The organism is Hyphomicrobium denitrificans ATCC 51888 (assembly GCF_000143145.1).
Lineage (GTDB): Bacteria > Pseudomonadota > Alphaproteobacteria > Rhizobiales > Hyphomicrobiaceae > Hyphomicrobium_B > Hyphomicrobium_B denitrificans.
The window spans coordinates 624,077-640,731 of record NC_014313.1 but is presented as its reverse complement, the minus strand read 5'-3'; the positions used below and the strand labels follow the sequence as shown (position 1 = coordinate 640,731).

16 protein-coding genes are annotated in these 16,655 nt (G+C 59.3%); 7 read left to right on the top strand and 9 right to left on the bottom strand.

The genetic code is table 11. The features are described from left to right. Positions 1-154 precede the first annotated feature (154 nt). The 5 genes from HDEN_RS02975 (at position 155) to HDEN_RS02955 (ending at position 3,895) form a co-directional block, all read left to right on the top strand. Complete coding sequence (locus HDEN_RS02975; protein WP_013214646.1) at positions 155-1,063, top strand: LysR family transcriptional regulator; 909 nt, start codon at positions 155-157, stop codon at positions 1,061-1,063. A gap of 262 nt (positions 1,064-1,325) precedes the next feature. Beyond that, positions 1,326-2,525: an NAD-dependent formate dehydrogenase gene (locus tag HDEN_RS02970; RefSeq protein ID WP_013214645.1), complete on the top strand. Its 1,200-nt coding sequence runs from the start codon at positions 1,326-1,328 to the stop codon at positions 2,523-2,525. Between the two features lie 71 nt (positions 2,526-2,596). Next, positions 2,597-3,079 (top strand): cyanase, encoded by a 483-nt coding sequence (gene cynS / locus HDEN_RS02965; RefSeq protein ID WP_013214644.1) that lies wholly within the window; start codon positions 2,597-2,599, stop codon positions 3,077-3,079. 270 nt (positions 3,080-3,349) lie between these two features. Next, on the top strand, positions 3,350-3,595 hold the full coding sequence (locus tag HDEN_RS02960; RefSeq protein ID WP_013214643.1) for a hypothetical protein: 246 nt from the start codon (positions 3,350-3,352) through the stop codon (positions 3,593-3,595). 66 nt (positions 3,596-3,661) lie between these two features. Further along, entirely contained in the window at positions 3,662-3,895 is a 234-nt protein-coding gene (locus HDEN_RS02955) for a hypothetical protein (RefSeq protein ID WP_013214642.1), read from the top strand. Between the two features lie 79 nt (positions 3,896-3,974). Here the strand turns inward: HDEN_RS02955 and HDEN_RS02950 are convergent, their stop codons facing one another. The 7 genes from HDEN_RS02950 to HDEN_RS02920 form a co-directional block, all read right to left on the bottom strand. Further along, on the bottom strand, positions 3,975-4,442 hold the full coding sequence (locus HDEN_RS02950; protein WP_013214641.1) for a chemotaxis protein CheW: 468 nt from the start codon (positions 4,440-4,442) through the stop codon (positions 3,975-3,977). Positions 4,443-4,508: 66 nt separating this feature from the next. Then, entirely contained in the window at positions 4,509-6,101 is a 1,593-nt protein-coding gene (locus tag HDEN_RS02945) for a methyl-accepting chemotaxis protein (RefSeq protein WP_013214640.1), read from the bottom strand. Between the two features lie 301 nt (positions 6,102-6,402). Continuing rightward, positions 6,403-7,092 carry an SDR family oxidoreductase gene (locus tag HDEN_RS02940; RefSeq protein ID WP_013214639.1) on the bottom strand — a complete coding sequence of 230 codons (690 nt, stop codon included), beginning with the start codon at positions 7,090-7,092 and terminating at the stop codon, positions 6,403-6,405. After that, a complete protein-coding gene (hutX, locus tag HDEN_RS02935) occupies positions 7,092-7,619 on the bottom strand; it encodes a heme utilization cystosolic carrier protein HutX (RefSeq protein WP_013214638.1) in 528 nt (175 codons plus the stop codon). The genes HDEN_RS02940 and hutX overlap by 1 nt, the downstream gene beginning before the upstream one ends. Further along, positions 7,616-9,013 carry a heme anaerobic degradation radical SAM methyltransferase ChuW/HutW gene (gene hutW, locus HDEN_RS02930; RefSeq protein ID WP_013214637.1) on the bottom strand — a complete coding sequence of 466 codons (1,398 nt, stop codon included), beginning with the start codon at positions 9,011-9,013 and terminating at the stop codon, positions 7,616-7,618. Before hutW ends, hutX begins: the two co-directional genes overlap by 4 nt. A gap of 314 nt (positions 9,014-9,327) precedes the next feature. Next, a complete protein-coding gene (gene narL, locus HDEN_RS02925) occupies positions 9,328-9,999 on the bottom strand; it encodes a two-component system response regulator NarL (protein ID WP_013214636.1) in 672 nt (223 codons plus the stop codon). A 16-nt stretch (positions 10,000-10,015) separates the two neighbouring features. Continuing rightward, entirely contained in the window at positions 10,016-11,707 is a 1,692-nt protein-coding gene (locus HDEN_RS02920) for an ATP-binding protein (protein WP_245256707.1), read from the bottom strand. Between the two features lie 97 nt (positions 11,708-11,804). On the opposite strand from HDEN_RS02920, the gene HDEN_RS02915 reads away from it, so the two are divergent. Further along, positions 11,805-12,941 (top strand): PAS domain-containing protein, encoded by a 1,137-nt coding sequence (locus HDEN_RS02915; protein WP_245256706.1) that lies wholly within the window; start codon positions 11,805-11,807, stop codon positions 12,939-12,941. A gap of 75 nt (positions 12,942-13,016) precedes the next feature. Here the strand turns inward: HDEN_RS02915 and HDEN_RS02910 are convergent, their stop codons facing one another. Then, entirely contained in the window at positions 13,017-13,709 is a 693-nt protein-coding gene (locus HDEN_RS02910; protein ID WP_013214633.1) for a Crp/Fnr family transcriptional regulator, read from the bottom strand. A gap of 144 nt (positions 13,710-13,853) precedes the next feature. Between HDEN_RS02910 and HDEN_RS02905 the strand changes: the two genes are divergently transcribed. After that, positions 13,854-14,582, top strand: coding sequence for a response regulator (locus tag HDEN_RS02905; protein WP_013214632.1), 729 nt, complete (start codon positions 13,854-13,856; stop codon positions 14,580-14,582). A gap of 51 nt (positions 14,583-14,633) precedes the next feature. Here HDEN_RS02905 and HDEN_RS02900 read toward each other — a convergent pair whose 3' ends face one another. Then, positions 14,634-16,526, bottom strand: a complete 1,893-nt coding sequence (locus HDEN_RS02900; protein ID WP_013214631.1) for a hybrid sensor histidine kinase/response regulator — start codon at positions 16,524-16,526, stop codon at positions 14,634-14,636. Positions 16,527-16,655 lie beyond the last annotated feature (129 nt).

The window sequence follows — 16,655 nt, the reverse complement described above, 5'->3', positions numbered from 1 at the left end:
CGAAAACCGGCTGCCATTGCGAAACGTTCTAAATCCGGGCGCCCTCTATGGCTCTCGACGGACTTCATCGATAATTTAACTTGTTCTTCGATATAGCCAAAGCGCTATATATAAGTTTGTTTCGACGCGACCCTCAAGATCGAGCGCGCAACCGATGTTTGTTCGTCAATTGACCTACCTCGTGACCCTCGCGCGCGAAAAGCACTTCGCGCGTGCGGCCGAGAAATGCAACGTTACCCAATCGACGCTCTCCGCCGGATTGAAGGCGCTCGAACGCGAGCTTGATATGCGGCTTGTCATTCGCGAGCCTCGTTTCATGGGACTGACCCCCGAAGGCGAGCGCGTCGTCGAATGGGCAGCCCAAATCATCGTCGACTACGAAAGCCTGAAACAGGACGTCGAAGGATTGCGTGACGGCCTCAAAGGCACGTTGCGCCTGGGCGTCATCCCGGCCGCCATCCCGGCCCTCGCGAGACTGACCGCAGCATTTAGTGCCAAGCATCCGCACGTGTCCGTCGACGTCAACTCGATGACGTCGGTCGAAATTCAAAGCGGCCTCGACAAGTTCGAACTCGATGCAGGCTTGACCTATCTCGACAACGAACCCTTGGTAAACGTTCGCAAATGCCCGCTTTACGAAGAAAAATACGTCTTCGTGACGAGCGCCCACGGCCCCTTCGCAAAACTGCCGAGCATCACGTGGCAGGACGCTTCCAACGAAAATCTGTGCCTGCTGAACGAAAGCATGCAGAACCGGCGCGTCCTTAACAATATCGCCCGTTCAGCTGGGCTCAAGCTCGCTCCGACCGTAACGACGAACTCGTTCCTTGCAGTCTGTTCCTACGTCTGCAGCGGCGTCTGGTCGAGCATCGTCCCGCACACGTTTTCGTACCTGTTTTCCGAGTGCAAAGATCTCGTATCGATCGACCTCATCGATCCAATTCATTCACAAAACATCGGCTTGGTCACATCCGATCGCGATCCGATGCCGCCGCTCGCGCACGCTCTGCTGCAATGCGCAAAACGCCTGGATTTCGAAGACGCTTTGCTCGCAGCGACCTGACGTCGAACTGATCGATGGCATCGATCAAACGACAAAATCCATTTGTTTGACGATCTTGGCGCACGCCCCGACAGTCGCACCAACCTTAACGCGCGACAACGGCAGGAGACATTGCCACGCCGTCGAGGTGAGGAAGCGCGAGGAGCAGCAAACGCGATTAGCCAAGGCTGATCCGCAACCAGCCCCTCATCACAAAAGTAATCCACCTGCACGCGAGTGCGTGGGCGCTCCCTCATGCCCCAGTCCATGAAGGAATATGAAAATGGCAAAAGTCGTCTGTGTCCTCTACGATGATCCCGTTGGCGGACTTCCGAAGTCCTACGCGCGGGATGATATCCCCATCATCACCAAATACCCTGACGGGCAAACGGCGCCCACGCCGCAGGCCATCGACTTCAAGCCCGGTGAGCTCCTCGGCAGCGTTTCGGGCGAACTCGGCCTGCGCAAGTTTCTGGAAAGCAACGGCCACACACTCGTCGTGACGTCCGACAAGGACGGCGCGAATTCCAAGCTCGACCAGGAACTGCATGACGCTGAGATCGTCATCTCGCAGCCGTTCTGGCCGGCCTATATGACAGCCGAGCGCATCGCCAAGGCGCCGAAGCTGAAGATGATCGTCACGGCCGGCATCGGATCGGATCACACCGATCTTCAGGCTGCGATGGATCGCGGCATCACCGTTGCTGAGGTCACATACTGCAACAGCAACAGCGTTGCCGAGCACGTCGTGATGACGATGCTCGCGCTCGTTCGCAACTACATCCCGTCCTACAACTGGGTGATCAAAGGCGGCTGGAATATCGCCGATTGCGTAAGCCGCTCCTACGACCTCGAAGGCATGCACATCGGCACCGTCGCCGCCGGCCGCATCGGCCTGCGCGTTCTGCGCCTGCTGAAGCCTCACGATGTCCACCTGCACTATCTCGATCGCCATCGTCTGCCCGAAGCCGTCGAGAAGGAGTTGAACCTCACCCATCACACGAGCCTGGAAAGCCTAACCAAGGTTTGCGATGTGGTGACGCTCAACTGCCCATTGCATCCTGAAACCGAGCACATGATCAATGACAAGTCGCTGAAGAACTTCAAGCGCGGCGCGTACTTGGTCAACACCGCTCGCGGCAAGCTTTGCGATCGCGACGCGATCGTGCGCGCGCTCGAAAGCGGTCAGCTCGCAGGATACGGCGGCGACGTCTGGTTCCCGCAGCCGGCGCCACAGGATCATCCGTGGCGGACGATGCCGCATCACGGCATGACCCCGCACATCTCCGGCACATCGCTGTCGGCGCAGGCCCGCTATGCGGCTGGAACGCGTGAAATCCTCGAGTGCTATTTCGCGAAAAAGCCGATCCGCAACGAATATCTGATCGTTCAGGGCGGCAAGCTTGCGGGCGTCGGCGCGCACTCCTACAGCGCCGGCAACGCGACGGGCGGCTCGGAAGAAGCGGCAAAGTTCAAGCGCTAGAACTTCTAGCCACATGACAATCGGCGGCGAGCGGTGACGCTCGCCGCCTCATCACCATCTTGGAGAGCACCATGCGTCGCGATCAATTGACCGAGAAGATTCTTGATATCAAGCGTGCGAAGGGTTGGAGCTGGAAGCACATCACCGATGCGATCGGAGGTATTTCGCCTGTCCTTGTCGTCGGCGCATTGCTCGGACAGCAGAAGCTCGTCAAACCGTTGGCAAAGAAGGCAGCCAACCTCTTCGGTTTGTCGGAAAGCGAGGAGCGCCTGCTCAATGAAGTGCCGTACCGCGGCATGCCAATGCCCCCGACCGATCCGCTGATCTATCGGTTCTACGAACTCGTCATGGTCAATGGACCGGCTTGGAAAGCCTTGATCGAGGAAGAATTCGGCGATGGCATCATGTCGGCGATTGATTTCGACATGAGCATCGAACGCCAGCCGCACGCCAAAGGCGATAGGGTGCAAATATCGATGTCAGGCAAGTTCCTGCCGTACAAGTATTACGGTAACGAGGAAGGCATCCAGGAGACCGGAACGAAGGAAGACTAGCGTCCGCCTTCTCCTGTGCCGCCGCATTATAAGATGGATATTCAGAGTGCCGGTCACGTTGCTGCGGCGCAGCAGCAGGGCCGGCATTTTTCAGTTTGATTTGGCTCATGGTGCGCGCTTTTGAACGCTGCAAATATTCAATATAGTCGTTAGGCTATGAATAGGCGTTCGCAACCCTTGCTCTGCATCGAACGCTGGCATGGGTGATGCGCGCTCTCTGAGCCGGCTAGATCCATCTTAAGACGATAAGGAAAAGGATTTTAGAACGCGATGACGGACGCCAGCGAGAAGCACGTAACCCTGACCAAGATGTGCGAACTGCATTCCATCGCGATGCCTCGCGACGGCGAACTCGCGGAGCGATTTCAAAAGGCCTTCCCGACAGCCGCATTCGACGAGTCCGCTCACGAATGGCGCATGGTCTGGAAGAAGGGCACATACGCCGACTCCAACGCACGCCTCGAGGCGTTTTTTCACGACAACGGCGCAACCGTAGTCCACGTCGATAAGTGCTGAGTCCTGGCGAACCCGCCCGGCGATTCCCAAATCCCTTTAAATCGGAGCTTTTCTCGGAGAACTCGCATGCATCATGCTAAGGAGGCCCACCATTTCGACAAACCTCCAAGTCATGCGTTTGCATTGCCCAGGGAGGGCAGGCTGACCGAGCTGCTCCTGAAGGAATTTCCCGAAGCTCACTTCAATGACGAGTTTCAGGAATGGCGGATTGATTGGGACGAGAAGGCCTTCCCGCACCAGGGTCAGCGGCTGGATGCGTTCGCGACGACCCACGAGCTCGAAATTTTCCATCGCTATTAATGCGCGTCGCGCAGTCGGCAACAGAGTTCAAACGATGCGGAACGCCGTTCCGCATCGCCTCGATCGTTAAGCCCTTGTCTTACGCTGCCAGCACTTCCGAGGTCGCGGCAACCCTGTCGAGCGAGAGGACACTGATCATCCGCCCTTCGCCTGCGATGACGCCTTGAATCAGATTGCGCGTGGCAGCAGAGGCGACATCCGGCGTCGGCTGAATATCGCTGTCCTTGCCGCTGAAGATTTCCGAAACGGCATCGACCAGAAATCCGATCGCCTGCTTGCCCATTTCAACGACCATGATGGCATGGCGCGTCGAGGGTTCGGTGGGCGCGAACCCCATCCTCGCGGAAAGATCGATGATCGGCAGCACCATGCCACGCAGATTGATGACGCCCAGCATGTAGCTCGGAGCATGCGGAAGCGGCGTCACCGGAGTCCAGCCACGGATTTCGCGAACGTTCATCACATCGAGACAGAATTCCTGCTGTCCCAGCCGAAACGCGATCAGTTCGCGGCCCTGAGCGCCGTCGGATTTCGTTGGTGTCGTCATGATCTCATCCTTTGGACAAGGTGCGAGGGCTCGGCCGAACCGAACCCTCTCCGTTTCCGCTCGCGATTAAAATTCCGTCCAGCCATCATCGGCGCCGTTGACGACCTTGCGTGCCGATACGGCCGGTTTGACTGTAGACCGCGCCGCCCTCGGATGCGGCCGTGATGCAGCGGCTCGCCCCGGCGCAACGTTCGGAGCGTTCCGGAAGGCATGCGGAGCGGCGCGCTCGAGATCCCTGCGCAGCGTATCTCTTTCCCCGATGTCAAAGTTCGCCATAAGGCTCGCCATCGTATCGGCTTCCGTCGCCAGGGCATGGACCGCGGCCGTGCTCTCCTCGACCATCGCCGCGTTCTGCTGCGTGCCTTCATCCATTTGAGCGATGGCCTTGTTGATCTCGCTCAGGCTCGTTGCCTGTTCTTCGGCGCCGGTCGCGATGTGGCGCACGAGATCGCTGATCTCGTTCACCCGCAGGACGATGCGGTTCAAGGCGTCACCCGTCTCGCTGACCAGCTTTGCCCCGGTCTCGACCTGATGCGAGCTGGTTGAAATAAGACCCTTGATCTCTTTCGCTGCTTCAGCCGAGCGCTGCGCCAGCGCACGAACTTCGCTCGCCACGACCGCGAAGCCACGTCCGGCATCGCCCGCGCGCGCCGCTTCGACGCCCGCGTTCAGCGCAAGAAGATTGGTCTGGAAAGCAATCTCATCGATGACGCTGATGATCTGCGAAACCTTGCGCGATGACGTCTCGATCTGCTGCATCGCCGTCACCGCCTGACGGACGATCTCGCCGCTATGCTCGGCCTCGGACCGCGCCGTACTGACGGTCGCGCTCGCCTGCTTCGAACCTTCCGCCGTCCTAGTGACGGTTGTCGTGATCTCGTTCAGCGCAGCTGCGGTTTCTTCGAGCGATGCAGCCTGCTGTTCCGTGCGCCGCGAGAGATCGTCGGAGCCACCGGCGAGTTCAGCGGCACCGGAACGGACCGCGTTCGCGTTGATGCTGATGCCTTTGAGAGCGTCCTGCAGCTTGCCCATCGCGACGTTGAAATCGCTCCGAAGTTGCTCATACTCTTGCGGGAAGTGTTCATTGATACGGAACGTCAGCTTGCCCTCGGTCAGCTGGCGCAGCCCGTTTCCAAGCGCTTTGACGACCTCGTCCTGACGCGCTGCAAGCTCTTCACGATCCTGCTCATTGCGCGCGCGCTCTTCTTCCGCAGCCGTAATGTCGGTCGCAAACTTGACGAACTTGTAGACTTTGCCGTTGGCGTCGATCATCGGATTATAGGATGCCTGGATCCAGACATTCTTGCCGCTCTTGGCGATCCGGCTGAATTTCTCGGCGACGAATTCTCCGCGATTGAGCCGGTCCCAGAAGTTGCGATAGTCGTCGCTCATCGCGTAATCACGGTTCACAAACATGCGGTGATGACGACCGGCGACTTCCTCCGCCGTATAACCGAGAACGGACAGGAAGTTTTCGTTGGCCTGAAGCACAGTTCCGTCCAGGTTGAACTCGATGACCGCCTGCGACCGGTTCATGGCTGCGACTTTCGCTTCCAGATCCTTGATTCGCTCCGCTTCGGCCGGATCCACAACGGCAGTTTCGACATGCCCCTGTTTTGCCTGCTCGGGTTCTGCCTGGCGCGTCCATTTCAAAAACATCGGGGGTCATCTCCGGATAACGTCTGAGCTGCGCAGGATCACGCAGCCGCGGTCGTCAAAAAAAGCGCGCAAAGGACCTACGCCGACAGATCATCGAGCGCTTCGTGCACGAAAAAACTGGAATGCGAATCAAATCATCCCGGGCAGACCGGAGCGGGGCGAGATGGCTTCATGCCCTGATCGTGTCAATCAGTCGCTCCGTATGCTGAAGTTATCAGAATATTAGTTTACAGATAATAAACTTAAACAGCGATGCGGGCATCATAGAAGCGTCGATGCCCACGCAATTACAATCATCGCGCTACGACACAAATGGCAACGCGGACCGCAGCTCGAACGGCCGGATCGGATTGACCGACTGCGCATTATCGGCGTCAACTGCCGCAAAGGTCTGCCCGATCGTCGCCGGATCATCCAGCATACGGACGATCAGCTCGGCGACGTCATCGCGATTGATGAAGCCATGCATCTCCGGATCGTGCGTGAGGATGCCCCGCCCCGTGCCCGGATCTGAGCGAAGTCCACCCGGACGGATGATCGTCGCAGACGGGATCGCGCGCCGCAGATGGTCCTCGGCCCGCGTCTTCGCATCGACGGTCGCGCCAAACGCGGCGATTGCACGCTCGGAGCGAAACGGAGCCATGTCACCGCAACCGATAGACGTGACGAAAACGAAGCGTTGAACCCCATGAGCGGCAGCGGCGTCGATGATGTTGATGTTGCCGACCTCATCGACGAAGATGCCATCCGGCGTACGCCCGCCAATCGTCGACACCACATCGCATCCCGTCGGCAGGCCCGCGAACGCAGCGGCGACATCCTCGCGCGACATCGCATCACCACGCACGATCCGAACGCCGTCCGCCGCGAGCTCATCGCTCGCAGAGCCGGGACGCAGCATGGCCGTTACCGGAACGTCGCGACGGCGCATCTGCCGGGCCAGCGCGAGCCCGACGCCACGGCTTGCGCCGAAAATCAGAATAGGACGCATTACGCCTCGCCACCCGAAGCAAATCGGCCTTCGAGCACTCCGAACCGTGCGACCTGATCGGCCTTGAGTTTGCGATCCTTGTCGCGCCCGACGAAAATCTTGAACATCGCCTCTCCGTCGGCATTGAAGAACTGCACCGACATCGTTTCGACCCCCATGAACGGCCGGCGCAAAAACACGATCGCATGGCAATTGCCCGCACGCAAATGGCCGCTCAGGCCGTTGCCGCCTTTGAGATTATAGAACCCGTGACCGGCCGAACCGCTCGGCAACGGGCCCTCATACTCGACGATCGCATCCTTGGTATGGACGATGAAGATGATGTCGCCCCAGCTCGCGATATCCTGCATGACGTCAATGAAATGCGTGCCGGCAATGTTTTTTCCCATTCCGGCGGGAAGGCATTCGACGACCCTTTGCAGCGACAGCCCATGCGCCGACGCGACGGCCTCGAGCACGCCGTCCGGCTTCTCGGCAAGTTCCTTGCGAACGAGGCTCAGAACTGACGCGGCTGCGGTCTCATTCATACGGATTCTCCTGTTTTCATATGTGGTTTGAAATGACGGGGCGGCGCGCCATGCGTCGTGCCGGAAACCGGCGCAGCGCTGCTCATGATGTCGTTGAATGCCGCAATCAGGTTGCTGTACCAAAAGCGCCCTGCGAGGGTGAGATTGGCGACGCTCCCCTCCATCACAACCAATCCGGCGCGCTGCCATTGCTCCAGCAACGGCAGAAACAGTGCGCTCGCGTTGGCGATGTGCGGCACGTCGAGTCCGCCGAGGTCGAGATGGCCGACCTCGAACCCGGCAGTCACATAATGGCGCGCGATGGCGAGATCGTCGGACAGGCTCATGCCGCCGATCGGCTTGCGCCCCGCCAAAATCCCATCTGAATAAATCTGAAGATCGCTGCTGACGTGATAGCTGTAGCGCCCGATCGTACCGCCCCCACCCGAGCCGTAGGCCAGACATTCGGCGCCTTGCTTGATGCGCAGGTTGTAGCGGTTGCGCTCGCGCGGTGTTCGCGCCCAATGGCTATTGCTGATCTGCCGCCAGCCCTTCGCGCCGAGAATGCTGGCGCCGGCCTCATACATCGCTCCGAGATTCTGTAGCGTCGTCGGCTGCTGCTTGCCTGACGCCACCGCACGCTGCAATGGCGAGCCTGGGATGAGATTGAGGCCATAAAGATCGACGCCGTCGGGCGCGAGATCCGCGGCGATGCGGAGGTCTTCCCGCCATATATCGAGAGTTTGCCCAGGCAACCCGTAAAGCAGATCGATGACCAGAGCCGCACGATTGCGATCGCGAATGCCTTTGATGAAACGGATCGCTTCATCTTTGCTGGCGCGCCGCCCTTGCCGGCGACGCACCTCGGTATCGAAGCATTGCACGCCGATCGAAATCCGGTTCACGCCGGCGGCGAGGCTGGCATCGATCTTGTCGTCATCGAAATGAATGATGCGGCCTTCGAGCGTGATTTCACAGTCCGGCGACAAAGGCAGGTTCGTGCGCACGGCCTCGACGATGCGCGCCAGGTCGCTGGCCGACAATGCGCTCGGCGTACCGCCGCCGAGATATACGGCGTCGATCGGGTGATGCCGGATTCCCGCTGCGCCTGGCTCACGCTCAATCTCGGCGACGAGAAGATCGGTATAGGTCGCCGCCTGCGCGGGCGTATAGGCATTGCGGTAGAAGCCGCAGAACAGGCAATGATTGGCGCAGAACGGAACGTGGATATAGGCCAGCCGTCGCCTTGGCGGACCGCACTCGGCAAGCACACCGGACCAGATGTCCGCGATATCGTCTTCGCCAAGCGGACGGCGATCCCGCCACGGCATCACCGCGCGCCGTGACGCAAACGCCGTGCTGATGACATCGCCGTCGAGGTTGGCGAAGTAGCGTGAGAGATCGACAGTGGTCATACGCCTCACGTTCCCGGCAGACAAACATTCCCCATCGAGATCATCGTCCGGCCGAGACCAGCGGCATAAATCTCGCACTCCGATACGATGTTATGTTTTGGCAGCGTGCGCGAGCTTGTTTCATGTCAAGTTATTGAAATAAATATCTTTTTAGATTCATTCCAAAATAAGTAAAGAATCGCATTGCGCACGCGATTTTCTCGAGCCCGGCACCCGAAGTTCACGCGACGGCGCAAACGCGCGCCATCGCATCAAAGCCGCGCTCAAATTCGCAATGACGTTTTAGGGATGGCGACCGGCCGAACGAGCGGCCGTCAGTGCAGCCCGCGATCGATCTTGCCGCCGTTTTGGTTCGGCTGCTTCAGGCGATGCTTCCACACGGCGGCCTCAAGCCGGCTCGCGAGGTTCAACTTGCGCAAAACGTTTTTGACGTGAACCTTCACCGTGGCATCGCTGATCCCGAGTTTGCGCGCGATGGTCTTGTTGTTCAGCCCTTCCGCCAGACATTCGAGAATCTCGCGCTCGCGCGGCGTCAGGAGTTCCTCGCCGGAGCTTCCGGCACTGACCGGCGAGAGCAGCGCACTTTTCAGAACCTCCGCCAGCGTGTCTTGCAGAACCGTCGCCCCGCTCGAGGCTTTGAGCAGGTTCGTGCACAGATCTTCCGGCTCCATATCCTTGAGCAGATAGCCGTCGGCGCCTGCACGAAGCGCCTCGATCAGATCGTCTTCTGAGTTCGAGACGGTCAGGATGATATAGCGCGCAAGAAGATGCGTCGCCTTCAAGTGCCGAAGCGTATCGATCCCGGTCATGCCCTTCATGTTGATGTCGATCAGCACGATATCGGGGTTCAACGCCAACGCGAGTTCGATGCCCTGCTGCCCGCAAGCCGCCTCCCCGACGACCCTGAAGTTCGGGTCCTGCGAGATCATTTGCCGAACGCCTTTGCGAAACAACGGATGGTCATCAATGAGAACAACCTTGATCATGATCGGCACCTGAACATCATTGATACTGCAATTTCTGCGGCGTGAACGTCAGCGTCACGCGCGTGCCTGCTTCCGGCCTCGGAGCGATGTCGATCGCTCCGCCGAGACTGAAAGCACGCTCCTTCATAATCGTCTGCCCGTGATGCGACGTTTCCTTGGTTTCCGCCGGGCGGTAACCGATGCCGTCGTCATCGATTGTTACGGTCACTTCCCCATTCCGCCGAACGTCCATCGTGATCCAGACGTTGGTGGCGCGCGCATGGCGCAGGATGTTGCTTAGCGCCTCGCGCACGACATGCAGGACATGAAATTCCTCGTTCACCGTCAGCGCTGCACCGGCAAGCCTGTTGTCCAGAGAGATCGGCAGGCCCGACCTCTGGCTGAATTCTTCGATCGCGGACTCGATTGCAAAGTCGAGCCCCCTGACGTCCATGTGAACGCGGAAGGTGGCAAGCAGCTCGCGCAATTCCCGGTACGCGTTGTCCAGGCCATGACGCAATTCGCTGGTGATGGCCTTCGTCTGCTCGCGGGATTCGCTGGTCACGTTGTTCTGATAAGACTGCAGCCGCGCGAGCTGGATCTTCATGAAGGACAAGGACTGCGCGAGCGAGTCGTGCAGCTCTCGCGCGATCGCGGCGCGCTCTTCAAGCACGGCGATACGGCGGGCCTCTTGATCGTGCCCATCGAGTTTCGCCGCCATGGATAGCAAGCTCGCCGTAATACGCAGCGTCTTGATCTCGACCGCTTCTAGCGTCCGATCGCCCGATAACTCGACCAGCAGCACGCTTGTTTCGCCCGTCGCATCAACGAATCCGAGACCCACTTTGCGCGTGCGCAAGTCCTCCGCATGCTCTTCAACGATGGCTCCGGCTCCGGCCTGCGATATCTCGGCCTCGAACTGCTTCGACAGCGCCGCCGGCTCCCGGTTCGAGAACAGGCATCGTCCCGAATGAAACACCGCCGCGTCCTCGGAAAAAACGATCGCCGTATTCTGCAAATCGAGCGTGCGCTCCAGTGCATAGAGAATTTTCCGAAGCATTCCGTCGCCGAACGGATGCCGAAGCATCACGCTCATGGCATTCGAAAGATAATCTTGAATGCGCGCCATGCGCTCGAGCGAGGTGCGCGTGTCCGTTCCCGCACCGGAATTTGCGATATCGGTCAGCAAGCGGCCAACGCGGTCTTCGAGCCGTGCGATCTCATCGCGTCGCGCGCGACCTTGCGAGTAAGCGCCACCAGCTGACACCGCCCCCGCGATCCGGTCCACGCGGTCAACGAGAACCCGCCGCGACCCGACGCTCAGACGAGCAAGGCAAAACAGCAAAACGCAAAAGCTCAACAGCTGCAGAAACGCAACCTGCGTACGCCTCGCTTCCAAATTCCGTTGAAGATTAAGCCCCGCCTGCTGCAACAGCTCGATCGCATCGCGAGAGACTATTTCGCTTTTGCCCTCCTGGCCGTCCTTCAAGACGTCGAGATTGACGTTCGACTCTCGCAAAATGGTCTGATCGTCAAAAACGTCCGAACCAATGAGGTCTGCGACGGGCGATACGTTTTGATCCTTCGCACCCTCGGGCTTCTGCGCCACCAATGAAATCTCGGCTGCATGCAGCTTGCGCAGTGCGTCGCCGATAGCCGCGCCGTAATTCGATAAGTACCACGATGCCGTGAAAATAATCAGCGCCGCAAACGCTGCGCTCGTAACCAAGCCCGCAGTTCGAAAATATAGCGGGTAACGACCTAATGCTTTACGCACACGGCTGATGTAAGCAGAATAATTACCGCGATTGCCGAAGCGGGACTGTGTGAAGGAACGCGCTGTTTCGGTGGTCATCGGACTGGTCGTGCTCATGACGATGCTCATTTTCAGCACCATACAAGCATTCGCCCTCTTCGGTCTGGGAGCGATCGCGATACTCGTTGGCGTTATCGTTCTGGTGCTCGTCCCGATTGTTCGACGTGGCGAACAATTAAAATCGAGCGATGATGATCCGGAACAGGCTCCGCCTGTATTGACAAAGATCAAACCGGACTCGACTCCGCAAACAATTACATCGCTCGACGCGACAGCGCCTCTCGACCCTCCGAACGAGGCAGCCGGTCCTACCGCGCAAGCGCTCCCGAGAGGTCGCCTTATGCCGGTCGACTACCGACAGATCGTCGAGCACATGGAGCAGATCGTCTTCACGATCGACGGCGATGGAAACATCTCGATGCTCAGCTCATCGTGGGAGAATTTGCTGGACTACACGATCGCCGACAGCCTCAATCAGCCATTCGGTACGTTCGTGCATCCCGAAGACCGCCCTTTGGCCGACGCCCAGATCAGCGGTTTGCTGCGCTGCAACCGCGATACCTGCCGGATGGAGCTGCGCATGATCGCGCGCAATCACACATCCCGTTGGCTCGATATGCGCGCCAGGGGCGTCAACGGTTCGGATCGCACCGTCATCGGAACATTGACGGACATAAATCAGCAGAAGGAAATCGAGGCGCGCCTACGCGCGGTGCGGCGCTCTCTGAGCACGCTGCTCAACAGCATTCCAGGCATGGTTTATCGCTGCAAAAGCGACCGCAACTGGAGCTTCGAGTTCGCCAGCGACGGTTGCCTCGAAGTCACTGGGTACGAGCCGTATCATCTGGTGAACGACCCCAACCTGTATTTCCAGCACATCATGTTTCCCGACGACCGCGACTATGCTTGGAACCATGTGCACAAGCAGGTCATGCTGAAGCGCAACTTCCAGCTCGTCTATCGCATCATCGACAGGTCTGGGCGGGTAAAATGGATCTGGGAGCAAGGACGCGGCGTCTATTCCGTCAGCGGCGAACTGCTGGCGCTCGAAGGCTTCATCAGAGTGATCGCCGACGACAGCGCCAAAGCTCGCGTCGTGCTCGAAGGGTTCCACGACTTGATCCTGGACGAGCCGCTGCCATCGTGAAGAAAGCCGGGCACTCATAAAAAAGGCCGCTGAGAAAGCGGCCTTGGTCCCAGTCGACTGTCGTGGGTGATCAGATCAAGCCGCGAGTTGCTCGAGCTTCACCTCGTCGAGAACGTGAACCTCGGTCGAGTTGACGATCTCGATCACGCCCATGCTGCGCAACTTCGTCAGTGTTCTGCTGACCGTCTCGATCGTCAACCCCAGGAGATCGCCGATATCCGAGCGGCGCATCATCAAGCTGAAGGCGCTGCCATTCCGGCCGGAACTCGCTGCGCGGTCACGCAACCTGACGAGAAAAGCGGCAATGCGCTCCATCGCCGTGCCCTGACCGACGCAGACAAGCAGGTTGCGGGCTGTTGCAAGCTCGGCCGATACCGCCTTATAGAGCATCAGCGCGAGGTCTGGATCGGACGCGGCTGCTTCTTCAAGGGCCGAGGCCGCGATGCATTTAACCTTTGCGGCACAAGTGGCCTGCGCGTCGAAAATGTACTCGCCGTGAAGGCCAAGCCCAATGTAGTCACCGGGATAAGCGAAATCTATGACCTGTCGGCGCCCGTCTCCCAGCACCTTCGAAAGCGCGACGACCCCTTGCTCGACTAAAAAAATCTGCGTTCTCGGATCGCCCTCGCAGAAAATGTACTCTTTGGCTCGCAGCCGCCGGATCGAGGCGTGCTCGAACCCATCACGCTTCCTTACGCCGGAGTTTCGCGATAGCCCCTGATGAGGGTTGTACGAAAAAGCATCATGAACAGTAGTTGCACCCAGCATATCCGCTCTCCTTGGCTCTCGAACGGCGGCATCAATCGAGACCATAGAAGCCGATGGCTTTCGCCCAGGTTTGCCTGAACGGTAAAGAATTGTAACAATTTGTAATCTATACTCTCACCGCGCCATGCCCCTTGGAGAGCTGACGTGACAACGAAAATCCTGGTCGTTGACGACGAGCCCGAAATTCGACGTCTGCTGAGGACGTGCTTCGAGCGCGAAGGGTACGCCGTGGCGGAAGCCGCGGATGCCGCAGCGACGCGCGCCGCGCTGAATGAGGATATCGTCAGCCTCGTCACGCTGGATTTGGCCCTTGGGCAGGAAGATGGACTTTCACTCGCCCGCGAAATCCGGGCCAAGCACGATGTTCCGATCGTCATGGTTTCGGGTAAAGGCGACACCGTCGACCGCATCGTCGGCCTCGAGATCGGAGCCGACGATTATATCTCCAAGCCGTTCAACCTCCGCGAGGTTCTAGCCCGCGTACGCTCCGTCCTGCGACGGCACGACGGCGGCAACCGCGCCGCCTCGACGACATCCTCCCCAGCGCACGAGATTTACGAATTCGCCGGCTGGTCGTTGGACGCCACCAGCCGCGAACTCAAAGACGAAAATGGCGTGTCCCGCGAATTGACGACCGCCGAATTCAACCTCCTCGAGATGTTCGCCCGCCGCCCGCATCGCGCTCTGACGCGCGACGAGATCATGGACATTTTGAAGGGGCACGACTATTCGCCGCTCGACCGTTCGATCGATGCATTGGTGAGCAGAGTGCGCCGCAAGATCGACAACGGTTCAAGCACGTCGCCGAAGATCAAATCCATCCGCGGCATCGGCTATATGTTCGCGAGCGATGTCAGGCGAAGAAAAGCCTAGTCTGCACCGCGTCTCGATGAACTCTGCCGCGAGAAGTCGACGGCAGCACGCTCAAACCTTGCGCTTCTCCAGCGTTTTCCGGACGATTTCAGCAAGGTCTCTTTGCCCATAAGGCTTGCGCAGGATCGGCCATTCATCGGCGATCGTGGCAATATCGCCCGCGTCTCCCGCAAAACCCGTCGTCAAGATCACTGGCAAAGCCGGCTCGAACGCGCAGATCCAGTTTCTGAGATCGACCCCCGTCATCCCTCCCGGCATGATGATGTCGCTGAATACGAGGTCGACCTTCAATCCGCCCTTGAGCGCTTCGCGTGCAGCCGTGCCCGTGGGAAACTCCACCACCTCGTAGCCGAGACGTTCGAGACGCTGAACTGTCAACGCCCGTACGTCGCCATTGTCCTCTACGACCAGGATGCGCTCGCCGCGACCTCGTTCCTCCTTTGCCGTGTCCGCCACGGGAACGACAGCGCCCGGATAATCGAGGCATCGCGGAAAATAAAGGTTCACGGTCGTGCCCGCTCCGGGCTCGCTGTAAATCGTAATACTCCCACCGGATTGCTTGATGAAACCGTAGATGGTGCTGAGCCCCAATCCCGTTCCGCGTCCCGGCGGCTTCGTCGTGAAGAATGGCTCGAAAACGCGCCCGAGCACGTCCTTCGTCATTCCGGAGCCGTTGTCCGAGACCGACACGCGCACATAATCGCCCGCCACCAGCGGACCCTCGAAGCCCACCTCGTCGCCTTCCAGCGCCGCATTGCTGGTGCGGATGGCGAGTTTGCCGCCATTGGGCATCGCATCGCGCGCATTGATCGCAAGGTTGATGACCGCGGATTCGACCTCTCCCGCATCCGCGCGCGTCAACCACAAATCGCGCGCGAAGCTCGTCTGCAAATCGATTGTCGCACCAAGCGTCCGATGCAGAAGCTCGGTCATGCTCCGAACCTGCTCGTTGAGATTGATCACCTCCGGCGCCAGCTGCCGGCGGCGCGCAAACGTCAGCAGTCTCCGGGTCAGACGCGCACCCGAGTCAGCGGCCCTCATCGCCCGCGAGAGAAGCTCACGATCATCCGGATTTTCGATCGTTCCTTCCAGCAATTCGAGATTGCCGGAAATGATCGTCAGCAGATTGTTGAAGTCATGCGCGATGCCGCCCGTCAGCTGGCCCACGGCTTCGAGCTTCTGCAGCCTGAGCGAGCTTTCCCGCCGCTTCATCTCATCGGTCATATCCCGGAACAGGCTGACCACCGCCATCTGCGTCCCGTCAGCGCCGGCAATGACTGCGATATGCCCCTGCGCCGGAAACGTGCGCCCGTCCTTGCGGCGGAGCACGGTTGAAATCTCAACGCTTCCGCCGTCGGCCGCATGTTTCGATGCAATCTCTTTTTCAAGTTGCGCTTTATCCGGCGGCGCATCGAAAAGCGTCGTCCAATCGAGCCCGATCGCTTCGCTCGCGCTATAGCCGAACATGCGCGTCGCGGCGGGATTGATGAGAACGATCTGTCCCTCGGGCGCCGAGATCACCAGCGTCTCTGGCACATAGTCGAACACCGCCTGGAACAGCAGTGACTGACGGTCGATCTCCGCCTGCAATCGCGCATGCGCGCTCAAATCCGTGATGATGCCGGAGAAGAAGCGCTCGCCCTGCATCTCGAATTCGCCAACCGCGAGGTGGATCGGAAATATCGACCCGTCCTTGCGCTGGCCCGCAACTTCGCGGCCGATGCCGATGATCCGCTTCTCACCCGTCTGGACATACCGCTCCATGTAGTGGTCGTGCTGCGTGCGGTACGGCTCCGGCATCAACATGCTGACGTTGCGATCGAGCATCTCTTCCGCTGTGTAACCAAACATGCGCTCGGCCGCGGGGTTGACCGTCCGCACTCGCCCGCGATCATCGATAGCCAGGATCGCCACGACGGCGGATTTGAGAAGCGCCTGCAGCATCGGCCGGCTCTTTCCTTCATTTCACGTATTGGATAGGCATCTGACGCAACGGCTCAGCTTAGCAGAACCATTGCCGAATTGCTTCCTGCATGGTCCAGCAACACCCTATTTCTACTGATTTCGATCAAG

Bases quoted from the DNA above. Each gene is read 5' to 3' on its own strand.
- HDEN_RS02900 (WP_013214631.1), bottom strand. From the start codon at position 16,526: ATGCTGCAGGCGCTTCTCAAATCCGCCGTCGTGGCGATCCTGGCTATC.
- HDEN_RS02945 (WP_013214640.1), bottom strand. From the start codon at position 6,101: ATGTTTTTGAAATGGACGCGCCAGGCAGAACCCGAGCAGGCAAAACAG.
- HDEN_RS02955 (WP_013214642.1), top strand. From the start codon at position 3,662: ATGCATCATGCTAAGGAGGCCCACCATTTCGACAAACCTCCAAGTCAT.
- HDEN_RS02910 (WP_013214633.1), bottom strand. From the start codon at position 13,709: ATGCTGGGTGCAACTACTGTTCATGATGCTTTTTCGTACAACCCTCAT.
- hutX (WP_013214638.1), bottom strand. From the start codon at position 7,619: ATGAATGAGACCGCAGCCGCGTCAGTTCTGAGCCTCGTTCGCAAGGAA.
- HDEN_RS02960 (WP_013214643.1), top strand. From the start codon at position 3,350: ATGACGGACGCCAGCGAGAAGCACGTAACCCTGACCAAGATGTGCGAA.
- HDEN_RS02975 (WP_013214646.1), top strand. From the start codon at position 155: ATGTTTGTTCGTCAATTGACCTACCTCGTGACCCTCGCGCGCGAAAAG.
- hutW (WP_013214637.1), bottom strand. From the start codon at position 9,013: ATGACCACTGTCGATCTCTCACGCTACTTCGCCAACCTCGACGGCGAT.
- HDEN_RS02950 (WP_013214641.1), bottom strand. From the start codon at position 4,442: ATGACGACACCAACGAAATCCGACGGCGCTCAGGGCCGCGAACTGATC.
- HDEN_RS02940 (WP_013214639.1), bottom strand. From the start codon at position 7,092: ATGCGTCCTATTCTGATTTTCGGCGCAAGCCGTGGCGTCGGGCTCGCG.
- cynS (WP_013214644.1), top strand. From the start codon at position 2,597: ATGCGTCGCGATCAATTGACCGAGAAGATTCTTGATATCAAGCGTGCG.
- narL (WP_013214636.1), bottom strand. From the start codon at position 9,999: ATGATCAAGGTTGTTCTCATTGATGACCATCCGTTGTTTCGCAAAGGC.
- HDEN_RS02970 (WP_013214645.1), top strand. From the start codon at position 1,326: ATGGCAAAAGTCGTCTGTGTCCTCTACGATGATCCCGTTGGCGGACTT.